19 protein-coding genes are annotated in these 20140 nt (G+C 55.3%); 5 read left to right on the top strand and 14 right to left on the bottom strand.

From position 1 onward, the window contains the following. Window positions 1-4 precede the first annotated feature (4 nt). Both nfuA and gntX read right to left on the bottom strand, forming a co-directional pair. Window positions 5-580, bottom strand: coding sequence for a Fe-S biogenesis protein NfuA (gene nfuA / locus ACR8BN_RS01875; RefSeq protein WP_010253194.1), 576 nt, complete (start codon window positions 578-580; stop codon window positions 5-7). A gap of 58 nt (window positions 581-638) precedes the next feature. Beyond that, window positions 639-1319, bottom strand: coding sequence for a DNA utilization protein GntX (gene gntX / locus ACR8BN_RS01880; protein ID WP_434747291.1), 681 nt, complete (start codon window positions 1317-1319; stop codon window positions 639-641). A gap of 34 nt (window positions 1320-1353) precedes the next feature. Here gntX and bioH point away from each other — a divergent pair, with 34 nt between their 5' ends. Continuing rightward, window positions 1354-2130, top strand: coding sequence for a pimeloyl-ACP methyl ester esterase BioH (gene bioH / locus ACR8BN_RS01885; RefSeq protein ID WP_083070484.1), 777 nt, complete (start codon window positions 1354-1356; stop codon window positions 2128-2130). Window positions 2131-2300: 170 nt separating this feature from the next. Further along, complete coding sequence (locus tag ACR8BN_RS01890) at window positions 2301-2570, top strand: YdgH/BhsA/McbA-like domain containing protein (RefSeq protein ID WP_434747292.1); 270 nt, start codon at window positions 2301-2303, stop codon at window positions 2568-2570. On the opposite strand, the gene ACR8BN_RS01895 is transcribed toward ACR8BN_RS01890, so the two are convergent. From ACR8BN_RS01895 to yjbE, 4 genes are all read right to left on the bottom strand, one after another. Next, window positions 2571-4256, bottom strand: coding sequence for an alpha-amylase family glycosyl hydrolase (locus ACR8BN_RS01895; protein WP_039387924.1), 1686 nt, complete (start codon window positions 4254-4256; stop codon window positions 2571-2573). 128 nt (window positions 4257-4384) lie between these two features. After that, window positions 4385-6712 (bottom strand): Tex family protein, encoded by a 2328-nt coding sequence (locus tag ACR8BN_RS01900; protein WP_069025454.1) that lies wholly within the window; start codon window positions 6710-6712, stop codon window positions 4385-4387. A 103-nt stretch (window positions 6713-6815) separates the two neighbouring features. After that, window positions 6816-7289 (bottom strand): transcription elongation factor GreB, encoded by a 474-nt coding sequence (gene greB, locus ACR8BN_RS01905; protein ID WP_010253180.1) that lies wholly within the window; start codon window positions 7287-7289, stop codon window positions 6816-6818. Window positions 7290-7471: 182 nt separating this feature from the next. Further along, entirely contained in the window at window positions 7472-7720 is a 249-nt protein-coding gene (gene yjbE / locus ACR8BN_RS01910; RefSeq protein ID WP_010253177.1) for an exopolysaccharide production protein YjbE, read from the bottom strand. A 537-nt stretch (window positions 7721-8257) separates the two neighbouring features. On the opposite strand from yjbE, the gene ompR reads away from it, so the two are divergent. Together ompR and envZ are read left to right on the top strand one after the other, a co-directional pair. Continuing rightward, on the top strand, window positions 8258-8977 hold the full coding sequence (gene ompR / locus ACR8BN_RS01915; protein WP_003853014.1) for an osmolarity response regulator transcription factor OmpR: 720 nt from the start codon (window positions 8258-8260) through the stop codon (window positions 8975-8977). Next, entirely contained in the window at window positions 8974-10341 is a 1368-nt protein-coding gene (gene envZ / locus ACR8BN_RS01920; protein WP_010253168.1) for a two-component system sensor histidine kinase EnvZ, read from the top strand. The genes ompR and envZ overlap by 4 nt, the downstream gene beginning before the upstream one ends. Before the next feature lie 39 nt (window positions 10342-10380). Here the strand turns inward: envZ and pckA are convergent, their stop codons facing one another. From pckA to ACR8BN_RS01945, 5 genes are all read right to left on the bottom strand, one after another. Continuing rightward, window positions 10381-12000, bottom strand: a complete 1620-nt coding sequence (gene pckA, locus ACR8BN_RS01925; RefSeq protein WP_039388890.1) for a phosphoenolpyruvate carboxykinase (ATP) — start codon at window positions 11998-12000, stop codon at window positions 10381-10383. Between the two features lie 368 nt (window positions 12001-12368). Continuing rightward, window positions 12369-13235 carry an Hsp33 family molecular chaperone HslO gene (hslO, locus tag ACR8BN_RS01930; protein ID WP_275102691.1) on the bottom strand — a complete coding sequence of 289 codons (867 nt, stop codon included), beginning with the start codon at window positions 13233-13235 and terminating at the stop codon, window positions 12369-12371. 49 nt (window positions 13236-13284) lie between these two features. Further along, a complete protein-coding gene (hslR, locus tag ACR8BN_RS01935) occupies window positions 13285-13689 on the bottom strand; it encodes a ribosome-associated heat shock protein Hsp15 (protein ID WP_010253159.1) in 405 nt (134 codons plus the stop codon). A 13-nt stretch (window positions 13690-13702) separates the two neighbouring features. Next, window positions 13703-14350, bottom strand: a complete 648-nt coding sequence (yrfG, locus tag ACR8BN_RS01940) for a GMP/IMP nucleotidase (RefSeq protein WP_039388892.1) — start codon at window positions 14348-14350, stop codon at window positions 13703-13705. Between the two features lie 57 nt (window positions 14351-14407). Next, a complete protein-coding gene (locus ACR8BN_RS01945; protein WP_039388893.1) occupies window positions 14408-16543 on the bottom strand; it encodes an intracellular growth attenuator family protein in 2136 nt (711 codons plus the stop codon). A gap of 391 nt (window positions 16544-16934) precedes the next feature. On the opposite strand from ACR8BN_RS01945, the gene nudE reads away from it, so the two are divergent. Beyond that, on the top strand, window positions 16935-17498 hold the full coding sequence (nudE, locus tag ACR8BN_RS01950; protein WP_039388895.1) for an ADP compounds hydrolase NudE: 564 nt from the start codon (window positions 16935-16937) through the stop codon (window positions 17496-17498). A 49-nt stretch (window positions 17499-17547) separates the two neighbouring features. On the opposite strand, the gene ACR8BN_RS01955 is transcribed toward nudE, so the two are convergent. Genes ACR8BN_RS01955 through ACR8BN_RS01965 form a run of 3 tightly spaced genes read right to left on the bottom strand, consistent with a single transcriptional unit; the run spans window position 17548 to window position 19991 of the window. After that, window positions 17548-18846: a cytosine permease gene (locus ACR8BN_RS01955; RefSeq protein WP_115387113.1), complete on the bottom strand. Its 1299-nt coding sequence runs from the start codon at window positions 18844-18846 to the stop codon at window positions 17548-17550. Window positions 18847-18866: 20 nt separating this feature from the next. Next, a complete protein-coding gene (locus ACR8BN_RS01960) occupies window positions 18867-19556 on the bottom strand; it encodes a helix-turn-helix transcriptional regulator (RefSeq protein WP_039388899.1) in 690 nt (229 codons plus the stop codon). A gap of 24 nt (window positions 19557-19580) precedes the next feature. Next, on the bottom strand, window positions 19581-19991 hold the full coding sequence (locus ACR8BN_RS01965; protein WP_022624039.1) for a GNAT family N-acetyltransferase: 411 nt from the start codon (window positions 19989-19991) through the stop codon (window positions 19581-19583). Window positions 19992-20140: the final 149 nt, after the last annotated feature.

A 20140-nucleotide genomic window follows, 5' to 3' on the forward strand; every position in this document is an offset into this window, starting at 1 on the left:
AACATCAGTAGAACGAGTGTTCACCGCGCTGATGCTCAGTAATATCCCGCACGCCTTTGAGTTCCGGGAAGGCGGCCAGCAGCTCTTTCTCAATACCATCTTTCAGGGTCACGTCGATCATCGAACAGCCGTTACAGCCGCCGCCAAACTGCAGAATGGCGTAGCCCTCATCGGTGATCTCCATCAGCGACACGCGACCACCATGGCCGGCCAGCTGTGGGTTGATCTGCGCCTGAAGCAGATACTCAACGCGCTCAACCATTGGCGCATCATCAGAGACTTTACGCATTTTGGCATTCGGCGCTTTCAGCGTCAGCTGTGAACCAAGATTGTCGGTAACGAAGTCAATTTCAGCATCTTCCAGATACGGCTTGCTCAGTTCATCAACGTAAGCAGAGAGCTTTTCGAACTTCAGTTCGGTGTCAGTAGCTTCAACGGCATCGGGCGGACAGTAAGAGACGCCACACTCGGCTGTTGGCGTACCCGGGTTAATCACGAATACGCGAATCTGGGTGCCATCTTCTTGTTTGGATAGCAGTTTAGAAAAATGTTCCTGGGCAGAGTCAGTAATTCGGATCATGTCGATTGCTCAATAGTTGACTAACTTAGTTGGTTATAATACGCCCATCAAAGACGCTCTACAAGGTACGGCACAGGCACCAGACCTGCACGCTGGCGGCACCCTGGGCCATTAACAGGCGGCTGATTTCATCTACCGTACTGCCGGTGGTAATGACGTCATCCAGCAGAGCGATATGGCGTCCCTGCACCGCCATTTCAAGGCGGAAAGCACCCCGTAAGTTGGTGCGGCGCTGGCGGGCGCTGAGCTGATGCTGTAATGCGCCCCCGCGCTTGCGGGAAAGACCTTCGCGCCATTCACATCCCAGCCAGTGCGCCAGCGGTGCGGCCAGTAATACCGTCTGATTAAAGCCACGCTGCCAGCGTCGTCGCCGATGCAGCGGAACCGGCAGCAGCAGATCGGGACGCGGCACACTGCCACGCCGGTAAACATTAAGCCAGCTTAGCAAAAGCAGCCGCGCCAGCATCACTCTGAGTGCGGTTATGTGAGAAAATTTAAGCTGGTTAACCCACTGGCTGAACGGCGGACAATAGTCATTGACGCAGACCAGCGCCTGCCAGGCGGGCGGTTTAAGCTGGCAGCGGCCACAGGCGACCTTTGCTGAACCTGCCGGCAATCCGCAGCGCGGACAGAGCAGCGGTAACGGCGGTAATGCGCTCAGACATAAGCTGCAGATGCCGTGCCGGGCTATCCGCAACGGCATCCGGCATAGCCAACACAGGGCGGGCATTGCTAGCATAGCGACCTCCTTATCATTTTCGGGATAGTAACTGATGACGTCGCTCTACTGGCACACCTGCGGAGAAGGAAAACGCGATCTTGTGCTGCTGCACGGATGGGGACTGAATGCCGAAGTCTGGCAAAGCATAATTCCGCGACTCAGCGCGCACTATCGCCTGCATCTGGTCGATCTGCCCGGCTATGGCCGCAGCCAGCATTTCGGTGCGCTGACGCTTGAGCAGATGGCAGCGCAGTTGCTGCCTGCGCTGCCACCGCAGGCGATTGTGGTCGGCTGGTCGCTGGGCGGACTGGTGGCGACGCAGCTGGCGCTGAGTGCGCCAGAAAAAATGGCTGCACTGATCACCGTTGCGTCGTCGCCCTGTTTCACCGCCACAGAGAGCTGGCCCGGCATTAAACCGGAGACGCTGCAGAACTTTCAGCAGATGCTCAGCAACGATTTCCAGCGCACGGTGGAGCGCTTTCTGGCGCTGCAGACGCTGGGTACCGAAACGGCTCGCGCCGATGCGCGGCAGCTGAAAGAGGTGGTGCTGTCGCAGCCGATGCCGGAGGTGGCGGTGCTGGATGGCGGGCTGGAGATTCTGCGCCAGGTCGATCTGCGCGACGCGTTACCGCAAATTACGCTGCCGTTCCTGCGACTCTATGGCGCGTTAGATGGACTAGTGCCGCGCCGGATTGCGGCGGAGATAGATGAAATGTTGCCAGCATCGCCCTCAGTGGTTATCGAAAAAGCCGCACATGCGCCTTTTATTTCCCATCCTGAGAGCTTTTGCCAGCATATTGTTAATTTTATCAGTAATCTGCCGGGATAATGACGCTTTGAACTGGCAAAATCGCCGACAGCAGCAATACTTCTCTCTGTGAGCGAGGCCGTTGCAATTTTATGTGATTAGTCATGGAAATGACTATGCCGTTCCATACTGCCTTACGCGTTTAGCGGCTGCTTACATCTCACAATGGATCATGAATGAGGGTAAACATAATGAAGGTTTTTAAATGGGTTGTGGCTTCAATGATGATGGGCACGATTTCATTTTCTGCGATGGCAGCGAAGGAAGTCACCAAAGAAGAAGTTAAGACAATGAACCTGCAGAAGATTGGCACCGTTAACACCACGGCGGAAACCACCTCGCCAATGGATGCTAAAAAAGTGCTGTCGCAGCTCGCTGACGAAAAAGGCGGTAAATATTACCTGGTGATCGCGGGTCGCGAACACGGCAAATTCAGCGCAACGGCTGAAGTGTACAAGTAATTAACGTAGCCACATGAACTGCCAGGCATCCAGCTTAACCGGCTGGGTGCCATCAATTTTCTCTCCGCTCACCACATCCTGCAACGTATGCGCCACCGGCAATTGCGTCTCCACTGACCGTCCACTGAGATTAAACACGCACAGCAGCCCGTCACCGCTTTCTGGCTGATGACGTCTGAGCACCAGCACGGCGTTTTCGCTCTCATAAAGCGTCATCGGATTATCCGGGTGAAACGCAGGCTGGCGACGACGCAGCTGAATCAGCTGGCCGAGCCGGGTATAGACCTGCTGGCGCAGCCAGTTACCGCCCGCCAGATCCGCTTCTATCTGCTGTAAATCATACTTCTGCCGATTAATCGCCCGGTTGTGTCCGGCGGCGCGCACGCCATCGTAATGGTTACGACCACCCAGAATGCTCTGGATATAGATGGCAGGCACGCCGGGAAAGACCAGCAGAATCGCATGGGCCAGCAAAAAACGTTTCAGCCGCGTGGCGTCATCGTCGTCTTCACGGTTGAGCGCATCCAGATAGGTGACGTTGATTTCATAGGGGCTGGTGGTGCCGTCAGGGTTGTTTTTATAGGAGACCAGCGCGCCTTCCAGCGCCAGATCGCGCACCAGCGCGACAATCTCCACTTCAGACAAAATGCCGCGTGCCGGATTAAGGCCGATGCCGTCGTGTGACGCCAGGAAGTTGAAAAAGGTGGTGTCGTTGCTGCTGAGATCCAGAGCGCTCGCCCACTGCCGCAGGGCGCGCGCCGAGCCGGTGTGAATCGCATGCAGCACCAGCGGCGGCAGCGAAAACTGATAGACCATCTGCGCCTCATCGTGCCCGTTGCCCAGATAGCTGATGTTGTCCTGATGCGGCACGTTGGTCTCGGTGATAATCACCGTGCCTGGCGCAACCTGGTCGGCAATAGCGCGAAACAGCTTCACCAGCTGATGGGTCTTTTCCAGATGAATACAGCGCGTGCCGGGCGTTTTCCACATGTAGCCGACCGCATCGAGACGCACATAGTCAGCGCCGCGTTTCAGGTAGTCGAGCAGCACATTGACCATGCGCAGCAGCACCTCGGGATTGGCAAAGTTGAGGTCGATCTGGTCGGCGCTGAAAGTGGTCCAGATAAAGCGGGTATCGCCATCCGCCATTTTAAACGGCGTCAGCAGCGGCGAGGTGCGCGGACGCGTCACGGCGCTGAGATCGGTGGCGGGCGGCATACTGATAAAGAAATCGTCCCAGCCGGGATCCTGCGCCAGGAAGTGGCTGAACCAGGCGCTGTGTGCCGACATATGGTTGCAGACAAAGTCGAACATCAGCCGGGTTTCCTGATGCAGCCGCGCGATATCCTGCCAGTCGCCGCACAGCGGATCGACCTGATGGTAATCAATCACCGAAAAGCCGTCATCGGACGACCAGGGGAAAAAGGGCAGCAGGTGAACCAGCGGAAACGTGGATTGGAGGTGCTGCTGATAGAACCGGGAAAAGGTGCTGAGCGTGGGTTTATCGGCTTCGCGAAACTGATCGGCATAGGTGATCAGCACCACATCCTGCTCATCCCAGTGTGCCTTGCGCGGCAGCTTAATGGCCTCGCGGGCTGTGGCGATGTCAGCCAGCAGGCGCGCAAAGGTCGCCTCCGGAAATGTGCCAGCATAAATCTTATCAATCAGATCGGTGATCGTTTCCATCGTGAATTGGGTGCCACAGCAGGTGTTGTTTTTATGACAGGCGTCTTTTTAGCGTAGCGCGATGGCGGGGATTTTCAACCGGGGAGAGGGGTGTGAAGAGGGGGCCAGGCAGTGGCCCCCTGAAAAGCTTAGCGTTTTTTACCGAAAGCAGCAGCCAGCGCATCACCCATCGCACTGTTACCTGCTGACGAGCTGACCGGACGCGGACGACCTTTTGCGTTGTTCTGACGTTTCTCTTCGCGCGGAGCAGCGTTCTTCGCGCCACCACGGGCATTGCCTTCGCCAGGCTGCTCATCAAGACGCATGGTCAGGGCAATACGCTTGCGCTGGAGATCGACCTCCATCACTTTCACTTTAACGATATCGCCCGCTTTCACCACCTGATGTGGATCTTCCACGAAGCGATCGGAGAGCGAAGAGATATGCACCAGGCCATCCTGATGCACGCCGATATCCACAAATGCACCGAAGTTGGTCACGTTAGTGACGGCACCTTCGAGGATCATGCCCGGCGTCAGATCGTTCAGCGTCTCTACGCCTTCAGCGAACTGTGCAGTTTTAAACTCAGGACGCGGATCGCGGCCCGGTTTCTCCAGCTCTTTCATGATGTCGGTGACGGTCGGCAGACCAAAACGTTCATCAATGAAATCGCGGGCGCTGAGATTACGCAGGCTGCCTGCGTTGCCCATCAGATCGCTCAGTGCCTGCTCGGTGGCGGCCAGGATGCGCTCCACCACCGGGTAGGCTTCCGGATGCACAGTTGAGGCGTCCAGCGGGTTATCGCCATGGTTGATGCGCAGGAAGCCCGCACACTGCTCAAAGGCTTTTGGCCCAAGGCGGCTCACTTTCAGCAACTGCTGACGGTTCTGGAAGCGGCCATGCTCATCACGCCAGCCGACAATATTCTGCGCCATCATGCGCGTCAGGCCCGCTACGCGGGTCAGCAGCGGCACCGAGGCGGTGTTGAGGTCAACGCCGACGGCGTTCACGCAATCTTCTACTACCGCGTCGAGTTTCTTCGCCAGCTGGCTCTGACTGACGTCATGCTGATACTGACCCACCCCGATCGATTTCGGGTCGATTTTCACCAGCTCAGCCAGCGGATCCTGCAAACGTCGGGCAATCGACACCGCGCCGCGCAGTGAAACATCGAGATCCGGGAACTCCAGCGCCGCCAGTTCAGAGGCCGAATAGACAGATGCGCCAGCTTCACTGACAATCACTTTCTGCGCCGTGACCTGCGGGAACTGCTGCTGCAGATCCAGGAAGAAGCGCTCAGTTTCACGTGAAGCAGTGCCGTTGCCAATCGCCACCAGCTCAACCTGATGCTTAATGCAGAGTGCCGCTACGGCGGCCGCGGCTTTCGCGGTCTGGCCGGTATGCGGATAGACGGTATCGGTCGCGACGACCTTGCCGGTGGCATCGACCACCGCCACTTTGACGCCGGTGCGCAGGCCCGGATCCAGCCCCATGGTGGCGCGCATACCGGCGGGAGCGGCCATCAGCAGATCGTGCAGGTTGCGGGCAAAGACGTTAATCGCTTCATCTTCTGCGCGTTCGCGCACCGTGCCCATCAGCTCCGTTTCCAGATGCAGCATCACCTTGATGCGCCACGTCCAGCTCACCACCGCTTTACGCCAGCTGTCGGCAGGAGCGTTATTCAGGCGCAGGTTCAGGTGCTCAGCAATCAGCGTTTCACCATGGCTTTCACGCGGTGCTTCATCAAACTGCGGATCGGCATTCAGCGACAGTTGCAGCACGCCTTCGTTGCGGCCACGCAGCATCGCCAGCGCACGGTGCGACGGCACGCCGCTCAGCGCTTCATGGTGATCAAAGTAGTCGCGGAACTTCGCGCCCGCTTCCTCTTTGCCTTCCACCACGCGTGACACCAGATGGGCATTTTTCCACAGGTAATTACGCACCTTCGCCAGCAGCGCGGCATCTTCAGCGAAACGCTCCATCAGAATGTAGCGGGCACCATCCAGCGCGGCACGGACGTCGGCGACGCCTTTATCGGCATCGACATACTGTTCGGCAAGCTGCTCAGGGATGTGAGACGGATCCTGCCACAGCGTCTCCGCCAGCGGCTCCAGACCCGCTTCGATAGCGATCTGTCCACGCGTCCGGCGTTTCTGTTTGTAGGGCAGGTAGAGGTCTTCAAGCTCGGTTTTGCTGAGGGTGGTGTTGATCGCGCGGGCGAGGTCGTCAGTGAGTTTCCCCTGATCGTCAATCGACTTCAGAATCGACTGGCGTCGCTCTTCAAGTTCACGCAGATAGCTGAGGCGGGTTTCCAGCTGGCGCAACTGGGTATCATCCAGCCCGCCGGTGACCTCTTTACGATAGCGTGCGATAAACGGCACGGTATTCCCTTCATCCAGCAGGCGAACGGCGGCGTCAACTTGCTCTGGACGCGCCTGGAGCTCACTGGCAATTATCTGGCTCAGAACTTTCATCATCAGGATTGTCTTGCTTTCCGGGTTGAGAAATAGCCGACAGTTATACGGATTGATGGTTAAAATTGCCAGAGACGCGGGCGGCTTTCAGCGATAATCTGAAGGGTTATTGCGGGTAGTCAATCGCGTTGATATACCACAGCGCCGGCCCCACTGGCGTCTCGACGGTGGCGGCATCGCCGACCTCTTTTTTCAGCAGCGCCCGCGCCATGGGCGAGTCGATGGAGATGTAATCTTTGCGGCCAAAAATCTCATCGTAGCCCACAATGCGGAAGCGTTTGAGGTCGCCCTCATCGTTTTCAATTTCCACCCAGGCGCCAAAGAAGACTTTGCCATCCTGCTGAGGGGAATAGTCAACGATACGCAGCTGTTCAAGACTTTTGGTCAGATAGCGAACGCGACGGTCGATTTCACGCAGCCGTTTTTTGTTGTACTGATAATCGGCATTTTCACTGCGATCGCCAAGACTGGCAGCCCAGGTGACTTTTTTTGTCACTTCCGGTCGCTCTTCACGCCAGAGATAGTCGAGTTCTGCTTTCAGCTTATCGAAGCCTTCGCGGGTAATGAGTCGGGTTTTCATGCTATACCGGCCAGAGAGATCCAAAGAAGAACAGTGTAAGACAAAGGGGGCGCGGCAAAAAAGGGCGGGGAAAGGGTTTTTAAAGGCTAAAAACCCACGTTGACTTCCCCGGCGGCGAAAGGGTTGGTGCTGAACAACAATCTGAAGCCAGTAATCTGAAGCTGTAAAAGAAATCGTGATACTTATTTACCGGCGTGAGTCGCCGTGGTGGTCGATGTACCGGTGCTGTGACCGTCACCGCCGCCGCCGCCCATGGTGGCCAGTGCAACGCCCAGCAGGGCTGCGACTGCGCCAACACCGATGGCGTTAGAATTACCTTGTGCTGTGGTGGTTGCCGCTGCGCCAGCTGCTTCACCGGTGGCTGTGGCAGCATAAGCTGGAGTGACGCTGCTTAATGCCAGCGCGCTCAGCAGTAAAATTGTTTTTTTCATTGTGTGTAATCCCCGTTGAGACATCGAATGTTGCCTGAGCAGTCTGGTTGAAAACGGAGAAGGCGAAAAGTTGGCTTTACTGATTGATTTAACGGGCTTTAATTTCAACTGGCCTTGCTGGTGGCACCGCTGAAACTAATCCGAGAGGAGAGTGGGGCGTTACGCAGGTTTGCTGGAATATTATGCTGCCTGGCCGCTGTTGAGGTAGATTATCTGGAGCTTATCCACAATGATGGCTGATCATTAAGTCAAATTGTCTGCTAACTTGCTGAATTCGTTCATCGAATAAAAACCGGACCGCTTCTGACGCCAGCGATTCAGAGAAACAGAGCCATTTTTTCAGATTTGCCGTAACCGGGGCCGGGCAGCGCCAGACGCGTTAAAACTGGCCCGGAATCGCCTTAAATCAAATATAAGCTCCTGTTTAATATGCTTTGTAACAATTTTGGCTAGAATATAAACCATTAATGACTGTCACTATAAGGCATCTTTTTTTAACAATGTTGGCTCAGGCAATAGCGCCTTTGGGAGTTGAAAATGCAAGAGAACTACAAAATTCTGGTCGTCGATGATGATATGCGTCTGCGTGCACTGCTTGAACGCTATCTCACCGAGCAGGGCTTTCAGGTGCGCAGTGTCGCTAATGCCGAGCAGATGGATCGTCTGTTAACCCGTGAATCCTTCCATCTGATGGTGCTCGATCTGATGTTGCCGGGCGAGGATGGTCTCTCTATCTGCCGTCGTCTGCGCAGTCAGAGCAACCCGATGCCGATTATTATGGTGACCGCCAAGGGCGAAGAGGTGGATCGTATCGTGGGGCTGGAGATCGGCGCTGACGACTATATTCCTAAACCCTTTAACCCGCGTGAGCTGCTGGCGCGTATCCGAGCGGTGCTGCGCCGTCAGGCCAATGAACTGCCAGGCGCGCCTTCGCAGGAAGAGGCGATCATCGCGTTTGGTAAGTTCAAACTTAACCTCGGCACCCGCGAGATGTTCCGTGAAGATGAGCCGATGCCGCTGACCAGCGGCGAGTTTGCGGTGCTGAAAGCACTGGTCAGCCATCCGCGTGAGCCGCTGTCTCGCGATAAGCTGATGAACCTGGCGCGTGGCCGTGAATACAGCGCCATGGAACGTTCGATTGACGTCCAGATCTCTCGCCTGCGTCGCATGGTGGAAGAGGATCCTGCGCATCCGCGTTATATCCAGACCGTCTGGGGTCTGGGCTACGTCTTTGTGCCGGACGGCAGTAAAGCATGAAGCGACTGCGCTTCTCGCCTCGCAGTTCGTTTGCCCGCACCCTGCTGCTGATCGTTACCCTGCTGTTTGTCAGCCTGGTAACGACCTATCTGGTGGTGCTGAACTTCGCCATTCTTCCCAGCCTGCAACAGTTCAATAAGGTGCTCGCTTACGAAGTTCGTATGCTGATGACCGACCGGTTGCAGCTGGAAGATGGCACGCAGCTGGAAGTGCCACCGGCGTTTCGCCGGGAAATCTACCGCGAACTGGGGATCTCGCTCTACACCAATGCAGCAGCAGAGGAGAGCGGATTGCGATGGGCGCAGCACTATGAATTCCTGAGCGAGCAGATGGGCCAGCAGCTTGGCGGTCCCACCGATGTGCGGGTTGAGGTTAACAAAAACTCGCCCGTCGTCTGGCTGAAAACCTGGCTGTCGCCCGATATCTGGGTGCGGGTGCCGTTGACTGAGATTCATCAGGGCGACTTCTCGCCGCTGTTCCGCTACACCCTGGCGATTATGCTGCTGGCGATTGGCGGTGCCTGGCTGTTTATCCGCATCCAGAACCGACCGCTGGTGGATCTGGAGCACGCCGCCCTGCAGGTCGGGCGCGGGATTATTCCGCCGCCGCTGCGCGAGTATGGCGCGTCAGAAGTGCGATCGGTGACCCGCGCCTTTAACCAGATGGCGGCCGGGGTGAAGCAGCTGGCGGACGACCGCACGCTGTTAATGGCGGGAGTCAGCCATGATTTGCGAACGCCGCTGACCCGTATTCGTCTCGCCACCGAGATGATGAGCGAGCAGGATGGCTACCTGGCCGAATCGATTAATAAAGATATCGAAGAGTGCAACGCCATTATCGAACAGTTCATTGACTACCTGCGTACCGGTCAGGAGATGCAGACTGAGCGCGCCGACCTTAACAGTGTGCTGGGCGAAGTGGTGGCCGCTGAAAGCGGCTATGAACGTGAGATCGAAAATGCGGTGATGCCGGAAGAGTTAATGCTGGATATCAACCCGCTATCGATTAAACGGGCACTGGCTAACCTGGTGGTCAACGCCGCACGATACGGTAATGGCTGGATCAGGGTCAGCAGCGGACGGGAACTGCATCGTGCCTGGTTCCAGGTGGAAGATGATGGACCTGGCATCAAGCCGGATCAGCTGGCGCATCTGTTCCAGCCCTTTGTGCGCGGCGACAGCGCCCGCAGCACCAGCGGTACCGGTCTGGGCCTGGCGATCGTGCAGCGTATTATTGATGCCCATCAGGGCTCGCTGGAGATTGGCGAGAGCGAACGCGGCGGTTTACGCATTCGTGCCTGGTTACCGTTAGTGGAAAGCATGGCGCTGAGCCACAACAACGGCAGCAACAGCGTGTCGGGATGATAAAAACGGCGCGGCAGTTTCATTGCCGCGCCGCTTCTTTTAGCGTTGCGGGCCAGCTTTCACCAGCGCAGCACCTGCGGCGTTATCCGTGTACTTGTTGAAGTTATCAATAAAACGCTGCGCCAGACCTTCGGCGGCGGCGGTCCACTTCTCCTCACTCTCCCAGCTACGACGCGGATCGAGCGTATCACTATCCAGTTCGCCCAGCGTAACCGGCATCTGCAGATTAAAGATCGGCAGCGTTTCCATCGGCGCATCATCCAGCTCACCCGCCAGAATGGCATTGATAATGGCGCGGGTATTCTTCAGTGAGATGCGTTTGCCGCTGCCGTTCCAGCCGGTATTGACCAGATAAGCCTGCGCACCGGACGCCTCCATCCGTTTCACCAGCACTTCTGCATACTGCGTCGGATGCAGCATCAGGAATGCCGCGCCGAAACAGGCGGAGAAGGTGGGGGTCGGCTCAGTGACGCCACGCTCGGTACCCGCCAGTTTGGCGGTGAAACCTGACAGGAAATGATACTGCGTCTGCTCCGGCGTCAGACGTGAAACCGGTGGCAGCACGCCAAACGCATCCGCGGTCAGGAAAATCACTTTCTTCGCGTGGCCCGCTTTTGAGATCGGCTGCACGATATTGTCGATGTGATTGATCGGATAGGAGACGCGGGTGTTTTCGGTTTTGCTGCCGTCGTCATAATCGACGCTGCCATCTTCGCGGACCACCACATTTTCCAGCAGCGCATTGCGGCGAATGGCGCGGTAGATCTCCGGCTCAGCCTGCTCAGAAAGGTTGATGGTTTTGGCGTAACAACCGCCCTCGAAGTTAAACACGCCATCATCATCCCAGCCGTGCTCATCATCGCCGATCAGCTGGCGGTCAGGATCGGTAGAGAGCGTGGTTTTGCCGGTGCCTGAGAGGCCAAAGAAGACCGCCACATCGCCCGCTTTACCCACGTTTGCTGAGCAGTGCATCGAGGCGATGCCTTTCAGCGGCAGCAGGTAGTTCATGATGGCGAACAGACCTTTCTTCATTTCGCCGCCGTACCAGGTTCCGCCAATCAACTGCATGCGTTCAGTCAGATTGAAGGCGACAAAGTTTTCAGAGTGAAGACCCTGCGCCTGCCAGTCTGGATTGGTGCATTTGGCGCCGTTCATCACCACAAAGTCGGGGGTAAATTCGGCCAGTTCAGCGTCGTCAGGCTGGATGAACATGTTCTTCACGAAGTGTGCCTGCCAGGCCACTTCGGTGACAAAACGTACGCTCAGACGGGAATCGGCATTGGCACCACAGAACGCATCCACCACAAACAGGCGCTTGCCGGAAAGCTGGCGGGTGACGCAGCTTTTCAGCGCGTTCCAGGTCTCCTGCGACAAGGGCTGATTGTCGTTTTTGCCGGTGCCCTGGTCGTTCCACCACAGGGTATCGCGCGTGGTGTCGTCACGCACAATGTACTTATCCTTTGGCGATCGCCCGGTGAAAATCCCGGTGTCTACTGCAATCGCGCCGCTCTGCGTCAGGGTGCCACGAGCAAAACCTTCGAGGTCCGGGCGCGTCTCTTCCTGAAATAGCGTGTCGTAATCAGGGTTGTAAACCACTTCCGTGGTATCCACGATGCCCAAAGCGGCAAGGTCTTGCGAGGTCAGGCCGTTAACGCGCATTTTACTGCTCCTTAAATCGGTGTCTGTTCTGCAAAGCAGAGATAGGTTGGGATCGTGCCACCGGCTGTTGTATCGGCTGTGGCGAATCACTGACAGTCGACTGCGCTTCGTCACGACAGCCTGCAAAGATCACCGGGCTATTCAGGGCATCTGCCTCTGACTTCCGGGCGTTTGCACGATCGCGCGCAGTTTACTCTTCTGCGTTAAGGGAAAAAGGGCAGTGATCTAAAAATGCGACTCAGGGCGCGTTAAGGCTATGTTTCGAACGTTTAAAAGATGTTATGAAAGTAAAAAAAGATAATTTGTCTGAAAAATTATGGGGATAGAGATGGGCGGCGGGGAAGGGGCGGCAGAAGCCGCCCAATAAATCAGTGAAGCTGGTTATTATTCTCAAGGGAGTGGCTGCGGATAGCGGCGATATCGACGGCGTCAAACACGTAGTTTGAGCCGCAATAGTCGCAGTGCATGTCGATTTTGCCATCTTCCGCGATGATCTCATCCACCTCTTCCTGGGGCAGCGTGTTCAGAACTTCGCCACAGCGCTCACGCGAGCAGGTGCATTTGTAGGTCACCGGCTGCGGATCGTAGAGGGTAACCTCTTCCTGATGGTAGAGACGCCACAGCGCTTCATTCGCAGGCAGATCGATCAGCTCTTCCGTTTTAATGGTTTCGGTCAGCGTTGCCAGGTGGTCGAAAACCTCTTTCTCCGTATCCTGCGCCGGCATCACCTGCAGCAGAATACCCGCGGCGCCTTTGTCGCTGGTGCGGATAAACAGCCGCGTTGGCAGCTGTTCTGAGCGCATGAAGTAATCTTCCAGGCACTCCGCCAGAGTTTCACCTTCCAGTCCCACCACACCCTGATAACGTTCGCCCTTTTCAGGGGAAATGGTGATTACCAGATAGCCATTGCCCACCATGCTTTTCAGGGTACTGTCGTCCGGGATGTCGCCTTTGATACGCGCTACGCCGCGCAGTTCCTGGTTGTTGTTACCGTTGATCACCGCCAGCGACAGCGGACCGTCACCCTGCAATTGCACGGTGATTTCGCCATCAAACTTCAGCGTGGCAGTCAGCAGGCTGGTGGCGACCAGCATCTCACCCAGCAGCGTTTTAACCGGTGCCGGATAGTCATGGTTCTTTACGGTTTCACGCCAGGTTTCAGAGACGTTCACCAGCTCGCCGCGCACGGCGGCATTTTCAAACAGATAACGGTGCAGTTGATCCTGGACTGACATATTTTTTCTCTCACTGGTACGGGGCGATGGCGCGTCAGCTAAGACGGTGTTACTCATCGCCCGATAATTTAAACTTCATCAAATCGCGACGCTCTTTTTTGTCAGGTCGCCGATCGGGATGGGGCATAGTCAGCGCATTCATTTTGCGCGCCTGCGCCATTTTTTCGCGTTTTTCAATGCTGGCATCGGTTTCGCGATAGAGCTGCTGGGCCTCGCTGGCGGGACGGCGCTGAGCGCTGATGTCCGCCACCACCACGGTGCGTTCATCGTTGCCCTGACGCAGTGTCAGTTCCGCATTCAGCTCCACCACTTTGCCAGGTTTGCTGCGCTGGCCGTTGTAATGCACTTTGCCGCCTTCAATCATCTCCCGCGCAATTGCCCGGGTTTTGTAAAAGCGCGCGGCCCACAGCCACTTGTCGAGGCGTACCTCTTCGCTGCTTTTCTCTTTCTTCATTGCTGCTCCTGACTCAGATCAGCGTCCGGTAATCGCCGGTGGCGCGATGACGCTGAAAGATTTGCTCAGGGCGACCCGAATCGGGGTTCTTTACGCCTAAGCACTCGCCGATGCCCCATGTCGTCGCAGCATCCAGAATCACTTCGCTATCATCGATAAACAGCGTGCGCGGCGCAGAAAAGCCGGTGTGCTGTTGTACCGCCTGCCATAAACGTTGGTCTTCTTTCGGATACCCAAAGGTATGGGTGGAAAGTAATAAATCAAGGTGCGGCGCTAAACCCGTCTGCGCCAGTTTGACGTCCAGATTGTAAGGATGCGCGTTGGTCAGCAGGATAGTGGACTTGCCCGCGCGACGCAGAGCCTGCAAAAAAGGCAGAGTATCGTCACGCAGCGCAATGCGGCTGCGCATCGCCCATGTCATGGCACGAATGTCCAGCGCCAGCGCTTCTGCCCAGTAATCCAGACAATACCAGTTTAGCGTATGGGCGACGGCCTGATACTTTTCCGCGATGATCGCTTCGGCTTCCGCCCGGGTAATGCCGCGTTGCTGACTGAGTTGTTCAGGCACATGATCCAGCCAGAAGTGACGATCAAACGCCAAATCCAGCAGCGTGCCATCCATGTCGAGCAGCACGGTATCAATCTCAGACCAGTTGAGCATGCGGATGTTTCACCCTGTAAAAAAACCGGGCGACAGGGTAGCACAGAAGGGCAGGGCTCAGAATATCGGGCGCACGCTCTGCAAAGTGCCGAGGTTATGATTGAAGCACTTGTCGTAGTAGTGCTGGATATCGATCATGCGCTGGCGATTAAGGTGCATACGGCGCAGCGCCAGTAACCCATTGATCACACCGCAGGTCAGCAGCACCAGCAGCAGCAATACGGTGCCGAGATAGCGCCACTGCGCCATGGCATCCGGTTCATTGTGCAACACGATATGACGCGTGCCGTTGGCATCCGTTGAAATGCTGGTGATGATGCCGCTGGCGCTGAAAGGCGTATGCAGCAGCATGGCGGAGATACGTTGCAGTTCGCGCCACTGAGAGGGCGGATCGAGATCAAACAGCGACACGGTTGGCTGAGGCTGATTCACCAGCTGGCGACCCTCGTCGCTGACGATCAGGAACCCCCCTGGCGGCGGGCTGTTAAGATTTTCTGCCGCACGACGGGTTTCGCGGAAAAAGAAGGTCGAGGTGGCGGTATTAACCAGGTTTTCCAGGGCTTCGGCACTGACCGGCCGCAGCAGCACATTCATGCCGTTTAGCTGGCCGGAATCTGCGCGACGCATCAGCGCTTCCCAGTCTTTGGCATTGCCCAGGTTCACCAGCGCATTTTTCAGGCGCATACAATCCTGTGGCTGATTACAGAGATCCTGCGTTTTCATCACCAGATCGGAGAAGTCATCCAGCAGAATCATGCCGGACTTCTGAATCGCGGAGGCCAGCTGCGGATTCAGTTTAGGATCGGTATTGGTTTCCGGATGCAGCTGCTTTGTGGTGGTCTCCTGCAGAGCAGCGGCTTTATCAATAATGTCCGATTGCGGCTGCGGCAACGGCGTGGCGTTATTCCAGTAGACCGCCGAGCAGTCGAACGGCATGAAGGCGTAACTTCGGTTGCTCTGATAGTTGTCCGGCACCGAACACATGCCGGTACCGCTTACTTTGAGGTTGTCGCCAATATTCAGGGGCACGCTGCTGAGTTTATCGACGCTGCTGACCTCCAGGCTGTCGGTGCCCCTGGCCCAGGCCAGACTGAGCTTGATCGGCATGCCGAGCGGGATCCAGGTGACCAGCATGGTCAGCACCATCAGTGAACCACAGGCCAGCACTACGTTTTTCCGCCAGCGCTGAATAGGGAAGTTTTTGACTTCATCCTGCAGCGACAGGAAGCGGCCCTGACGCACAACCTGACGGTTGAGGTAGATCTCCACATCCGTCACCTGTCCGAGATCGTGCGCCACATAAGGCTGCCAGTGCGGTGGATAGGCGAGGTCAATAATCCCCAGTGTGATATTGCTCTGCTCCTGGTTCGATTCGCTGAACAGGCCCCAGCGCTTTGGCGCGCCGCGCAGGCAGTGTATGTCACGCAGGCCGCGCTCACCTGGAATGCGGTAGAGCAGCCACAGGCTGGCAGCAATCATGACTGCTCCCGTCAGCACCAGCCAGATCATCAGCGTTGCGGGTACTAACAGGCTGAAGAAGAAGAGTAAGAAGGCAAGAGAGATGATCACCGCTTCACGCGTGCCATCTGGCCGCGACAGACGATACTCTTCCGGCGTCTCTTTGCGCACCTGCAGCAGTTCGACGTTTTCCGTTTCCGCTTTGCGGATAGAGGCGTTGGTCGACACCGGACGCATCAGCGTCGGCAGCGATTGCTGATCCACGGCGTAATCCACCAGCGAGTGGCCGTTCAGCGAGATCACCAGCGGAATAGATTGGGTGCGGATTAACTCAACGTAGTTTTCGTCGGCGATGTACTGTTCCCACAGCGGCGGCAGATGAACTTCAACTTCATCAAGGTAGTAGCGCCATTTATGGGGATCGTCCGTAGAGAGTCCGTAGCGGGTAATCGCACGGGTAACGGGATAGACATTGTTGCTCTGTGCCGTCAGCGTCAGACGTTCGGACGCGCTGCGCTTATCGGTCGTCACCGTAGTACGGGGCTGCTTTTCCAGCGCGGCGACATACTTATCAACCGCCTCACGCTCCTGAGCAGAGAGTTTACGGCAGGGCGGACTGATAAATGGCAGAGGTTTCGCCAACGGCGGACGATGCCGCATAGCGTACCAGAACCCAATGCCTGCCAGTATTGAACAGGTCAGCACTATGGCCAGGATCATCAAGATTGTGCTCATGCTCTGCTCAATTCAGCCAAAATGCTGCCTTCACTTTAAACTTTCGCTTTCGGTTATGCTCGCTATAAAAGAGGCATTCCGGAAGATTATATAACCCTGAGGAGTCAGACACCCGATGAAATAGTGCCAGCGTATATCTGATTAGCATTTGTTAAACCCTGCCTTGTCCGAATGGTAACCGGCTCAGACTGGATTAAATATCGGTATTATCTGAAACTTATCGCAGCATATTGACTAATGCAAATTTAGTCTTAACTGATAACCAAAGGCTGTTATTCAATCGATGTAATCTGTGTAACGATAACGTGATTGTCTGACTGTCGCACAATTGCCTGTGGTTAGGTATGCTAATTCGCTCCAGATAGCCGGCGCAAAATAATTTGAGGCTGATATGAAAATTCCAAAAAAACCTGACATCCTCAATATCACCGCCGTGGCACGTTCACGGTTATTCACCATTGAATCGGTCGATCTGACTTTCAGCAATGGTGCGCATCGCGTTTATGAGCGGATGAAGCCCTCAGAGCGTGAAGCGGTGATGATTGTGCCGATTATTGATGACCATCTGATCCTGATTCAGGAGTATGCCGTCGGACTGGAAACCTATGAGCTTGGTTTCCCCAAGGGGCTGATCGATTCAGGTGAAACCGTGAATGAAGCGGCAGTTCGCGAACTGAAAGAAGAGGTCGGTTTTGGTGCTGATGAGCTGACAACGCTGGGCAAACTCACCATGGCGCCCTCCTACTTTTCCAGCAAAATGAATATTGTGGTGGCGGAAGGTCTCTACGCCGAAAAGCTGGAAGGCGATGAGCCGGAGCCGCTGATTGTCCACCGCTGGCCGCTGAGCGATATGATGTCGCTGCTGGATGAGCCCGATTTCCGCGAGGCACGTAATGTCAGTGCGCTGTTTATGGCGCGCGAATGGCTGGTGAAGCAGGGGCGGCTGAGTTACTGAGCGAGCGCATCGCTAAGGAAACGCGCCTGTCAGCAGGCGCGTTTCGATTTTATTCTGCTCTTGCATTTTCCTGTATGGCTGATGCGGGCTTCAACAGCGGGGCGGTCAACAGATAAACCACGCATGCCACGAGAATCGAATTAAGCACCGGTACGCCGCGCTCAACCAACAGCCCGATGGCTGCGCCCGCTGCGCTGGCAATCAGTGCGGGCCAGCCGATAAGCTGAGACGTTGCCGGTAAGGAATTGCTGTTGCGGCTCAGCGCCAGCGTCTGGCGGTCAGTTTTAAGCACATAGTAATCAATGATCATCACGCCCAGTACTGGCGGGAAGATGACCCCCAGAAGTTCCAGAAAATCGACAAAACGATCAAGAATCCCAAGAATTGAACAGAGTGTGCCAAGCATGCCGAGCAGCAGCGTAATCACAGGATAACGCGGCTTATAGCCGGTTAAGCCTTCAATCGCATTGGCGATGCCCAGCGTTGACGAATAGAGATTCAGGTCGTTAATGCGCAGGGTAGAAAAGACCACAACCAGCAAACCCAGTGAGCTGGTAGTTTGAGTAATAATCGCGATGATGTCTGAGGTCTGCAATTCTCTGGCAATCAGAATCGCCAGCCCATTAATCCCATATTCTCCCGCCAGAATGGTCAGCAGCGTAATGGCGAAGACATCTTTACCGTTACGTGAGAAACGCGTCAGGTCGGGAGTCATCAGACTGGCCAGGATTGCACCGCCAATTACCATGGTAATGGCGGCGCTCACGGTAATGGTTTCGCTCGCAATAACCGGCGGCGTCATCTGGCCAGACTGGCCGTGGAAAGCGTGCCAGAAAATCCAGCCGACCAGCACGATGAAGAGCGGAACCGCAATGCGTGCGGTAAAGCGCAGCGCCTTAAAGCCAAAGGTAACCAGTAAAGTCAACACGGTTCCTGAAAGCGCTGCCGACTCTGCAAAGCTGATTTTGCCGTTAAGGGCATAGCTCAGCGATCGGGCGAAAACGGCATTCTGAATGCCGAACCAGCCCAGCAGGCTGACCGCGACCAGCAGACCAATGAACACTGAGCCGTGGCGACCAAAACCACACCAGCGAGCCAGCAGACTGCCCGGCAATCCCTCGCGCATCCCTGCATAGCCGAGCGCGAAGGTCAGTACGCCAAATAGCAGGCTGGCCAGAGTGATTGCGGTAAACGCCTCGCCCGGCGTCATACTGTTGCCCAGAACCGCGCCAAGCATAAACTGATCCAGCGCAGTCAGCATGCCCATATGCACAATAGCGACGCTAAGCAGTGAGAGCCTTTTATTTGCAGGTACAGGGCTCAGTGGATAATCATCAAATTTACTCACAACATGGTTTCCTTACCGGTTTATATATAAATAACGCCTGTGCTGAGAAACCTCTCTGGCAGATAATTCTCCAGTGACTCCGCACGACAGTAGCTCTCAAATTGTTGTAGCGAATGCACACCCGCTTTTTGATAAAGCGTGGTGATGCGGTTACCGATAGTTTTTACGCTGAGGTTGTAGATGCGGGCGATCTCTTTCGCGCTGAATCGCCGTAGCAACAGGAAAATGACATCCAGTTCGGCGGGGGTGAACAGGGAATGTTCCAGGCGCGTCGTCAGTACAGAGGATTTTTTGGGATCGATAAAACTCATTGCCGTAAGGTTATCCACCGGACGTGCATTCCAGATGCAGCCCAGCCACTGATTTCGGTTGTCGAAAACAGGGTATTTCTCGCTGATGAAAGGGGTGAGATAATTGTTGCCATACCAGTAGTGGGTTTCAATCACGGCCACGCTACTGTTATTCAATTTTACCTGTTGATCATGCTCGCAGAATTCATCGGCGCAATCACTCCAGCGCGTGGGGAACTCACTGTCTCTTTTTCCCTCAAATAAATAACTTTTAGGCGTAGCAGTATACATTTTTGCAGCTTCATTCATATAAAGATGCTGCGATGCGGCATTCTTGAAACCCCAGGGTGTCGGTAATAAATCCATGGTGGTGGCGAATGCAGAAATGAAATCATCAATACTACGGTATGGGCTGTCCATGGCGCCTCGCTGAAAGCATTCCGATTATAATCTTTTTGCCAGATAATAACGTGCGTAGCGCTGCGCATATCCATCCTGTTCGCCATAGACGCGATAACCCAGTTTTTCGTAAAAACCACGAGCCTGGAAACTTAACGTGTCAACGACGGACATATGGCAGCCTCGATTGCGCGCTTCTTCTTCCGCTGCCTGCATCAGCTGACGTCCTGTGCCATGCAGGCGCCAGGTATCCTCTATCCATAAATAATGAATATCCAGCGTGCCACACCAGGTGTGGGCTAACAGGCCACCCTGGATATTTTTCTGATCGTCATACAGGATAACATTCAGCGTTTTCATATTGATGTCAGCAAAGCGTCCATTATGCTGCCAGAGTCGCTGAATAATATACTCTTCAGTTTTGGGGTCTTGTGTATGGCCCACTTTAATTTCCATATATAAAAGTATCCATAGGTGATTAAATCAAAATAGAGGTTATCGGGCTTTCTATTCCTATCATGATGATAAGCGATGCGCAAGAGTTAATATCCCTCCTGTTATTGAGCGCAATTAATATTAAGCTGGTTATCGTTGTTCAGCTGATA

The sequence above is a fragment of the Pantoea sp. Lu_F5_004 genome (genome assembly GCF_051136245.1).
GTDB lineage: Bacteria > Pseudomonadota > Gammaproteobacteria > Enterobacterales > Enterobacteriaceae > Pantoea > Pantoea agglomerans.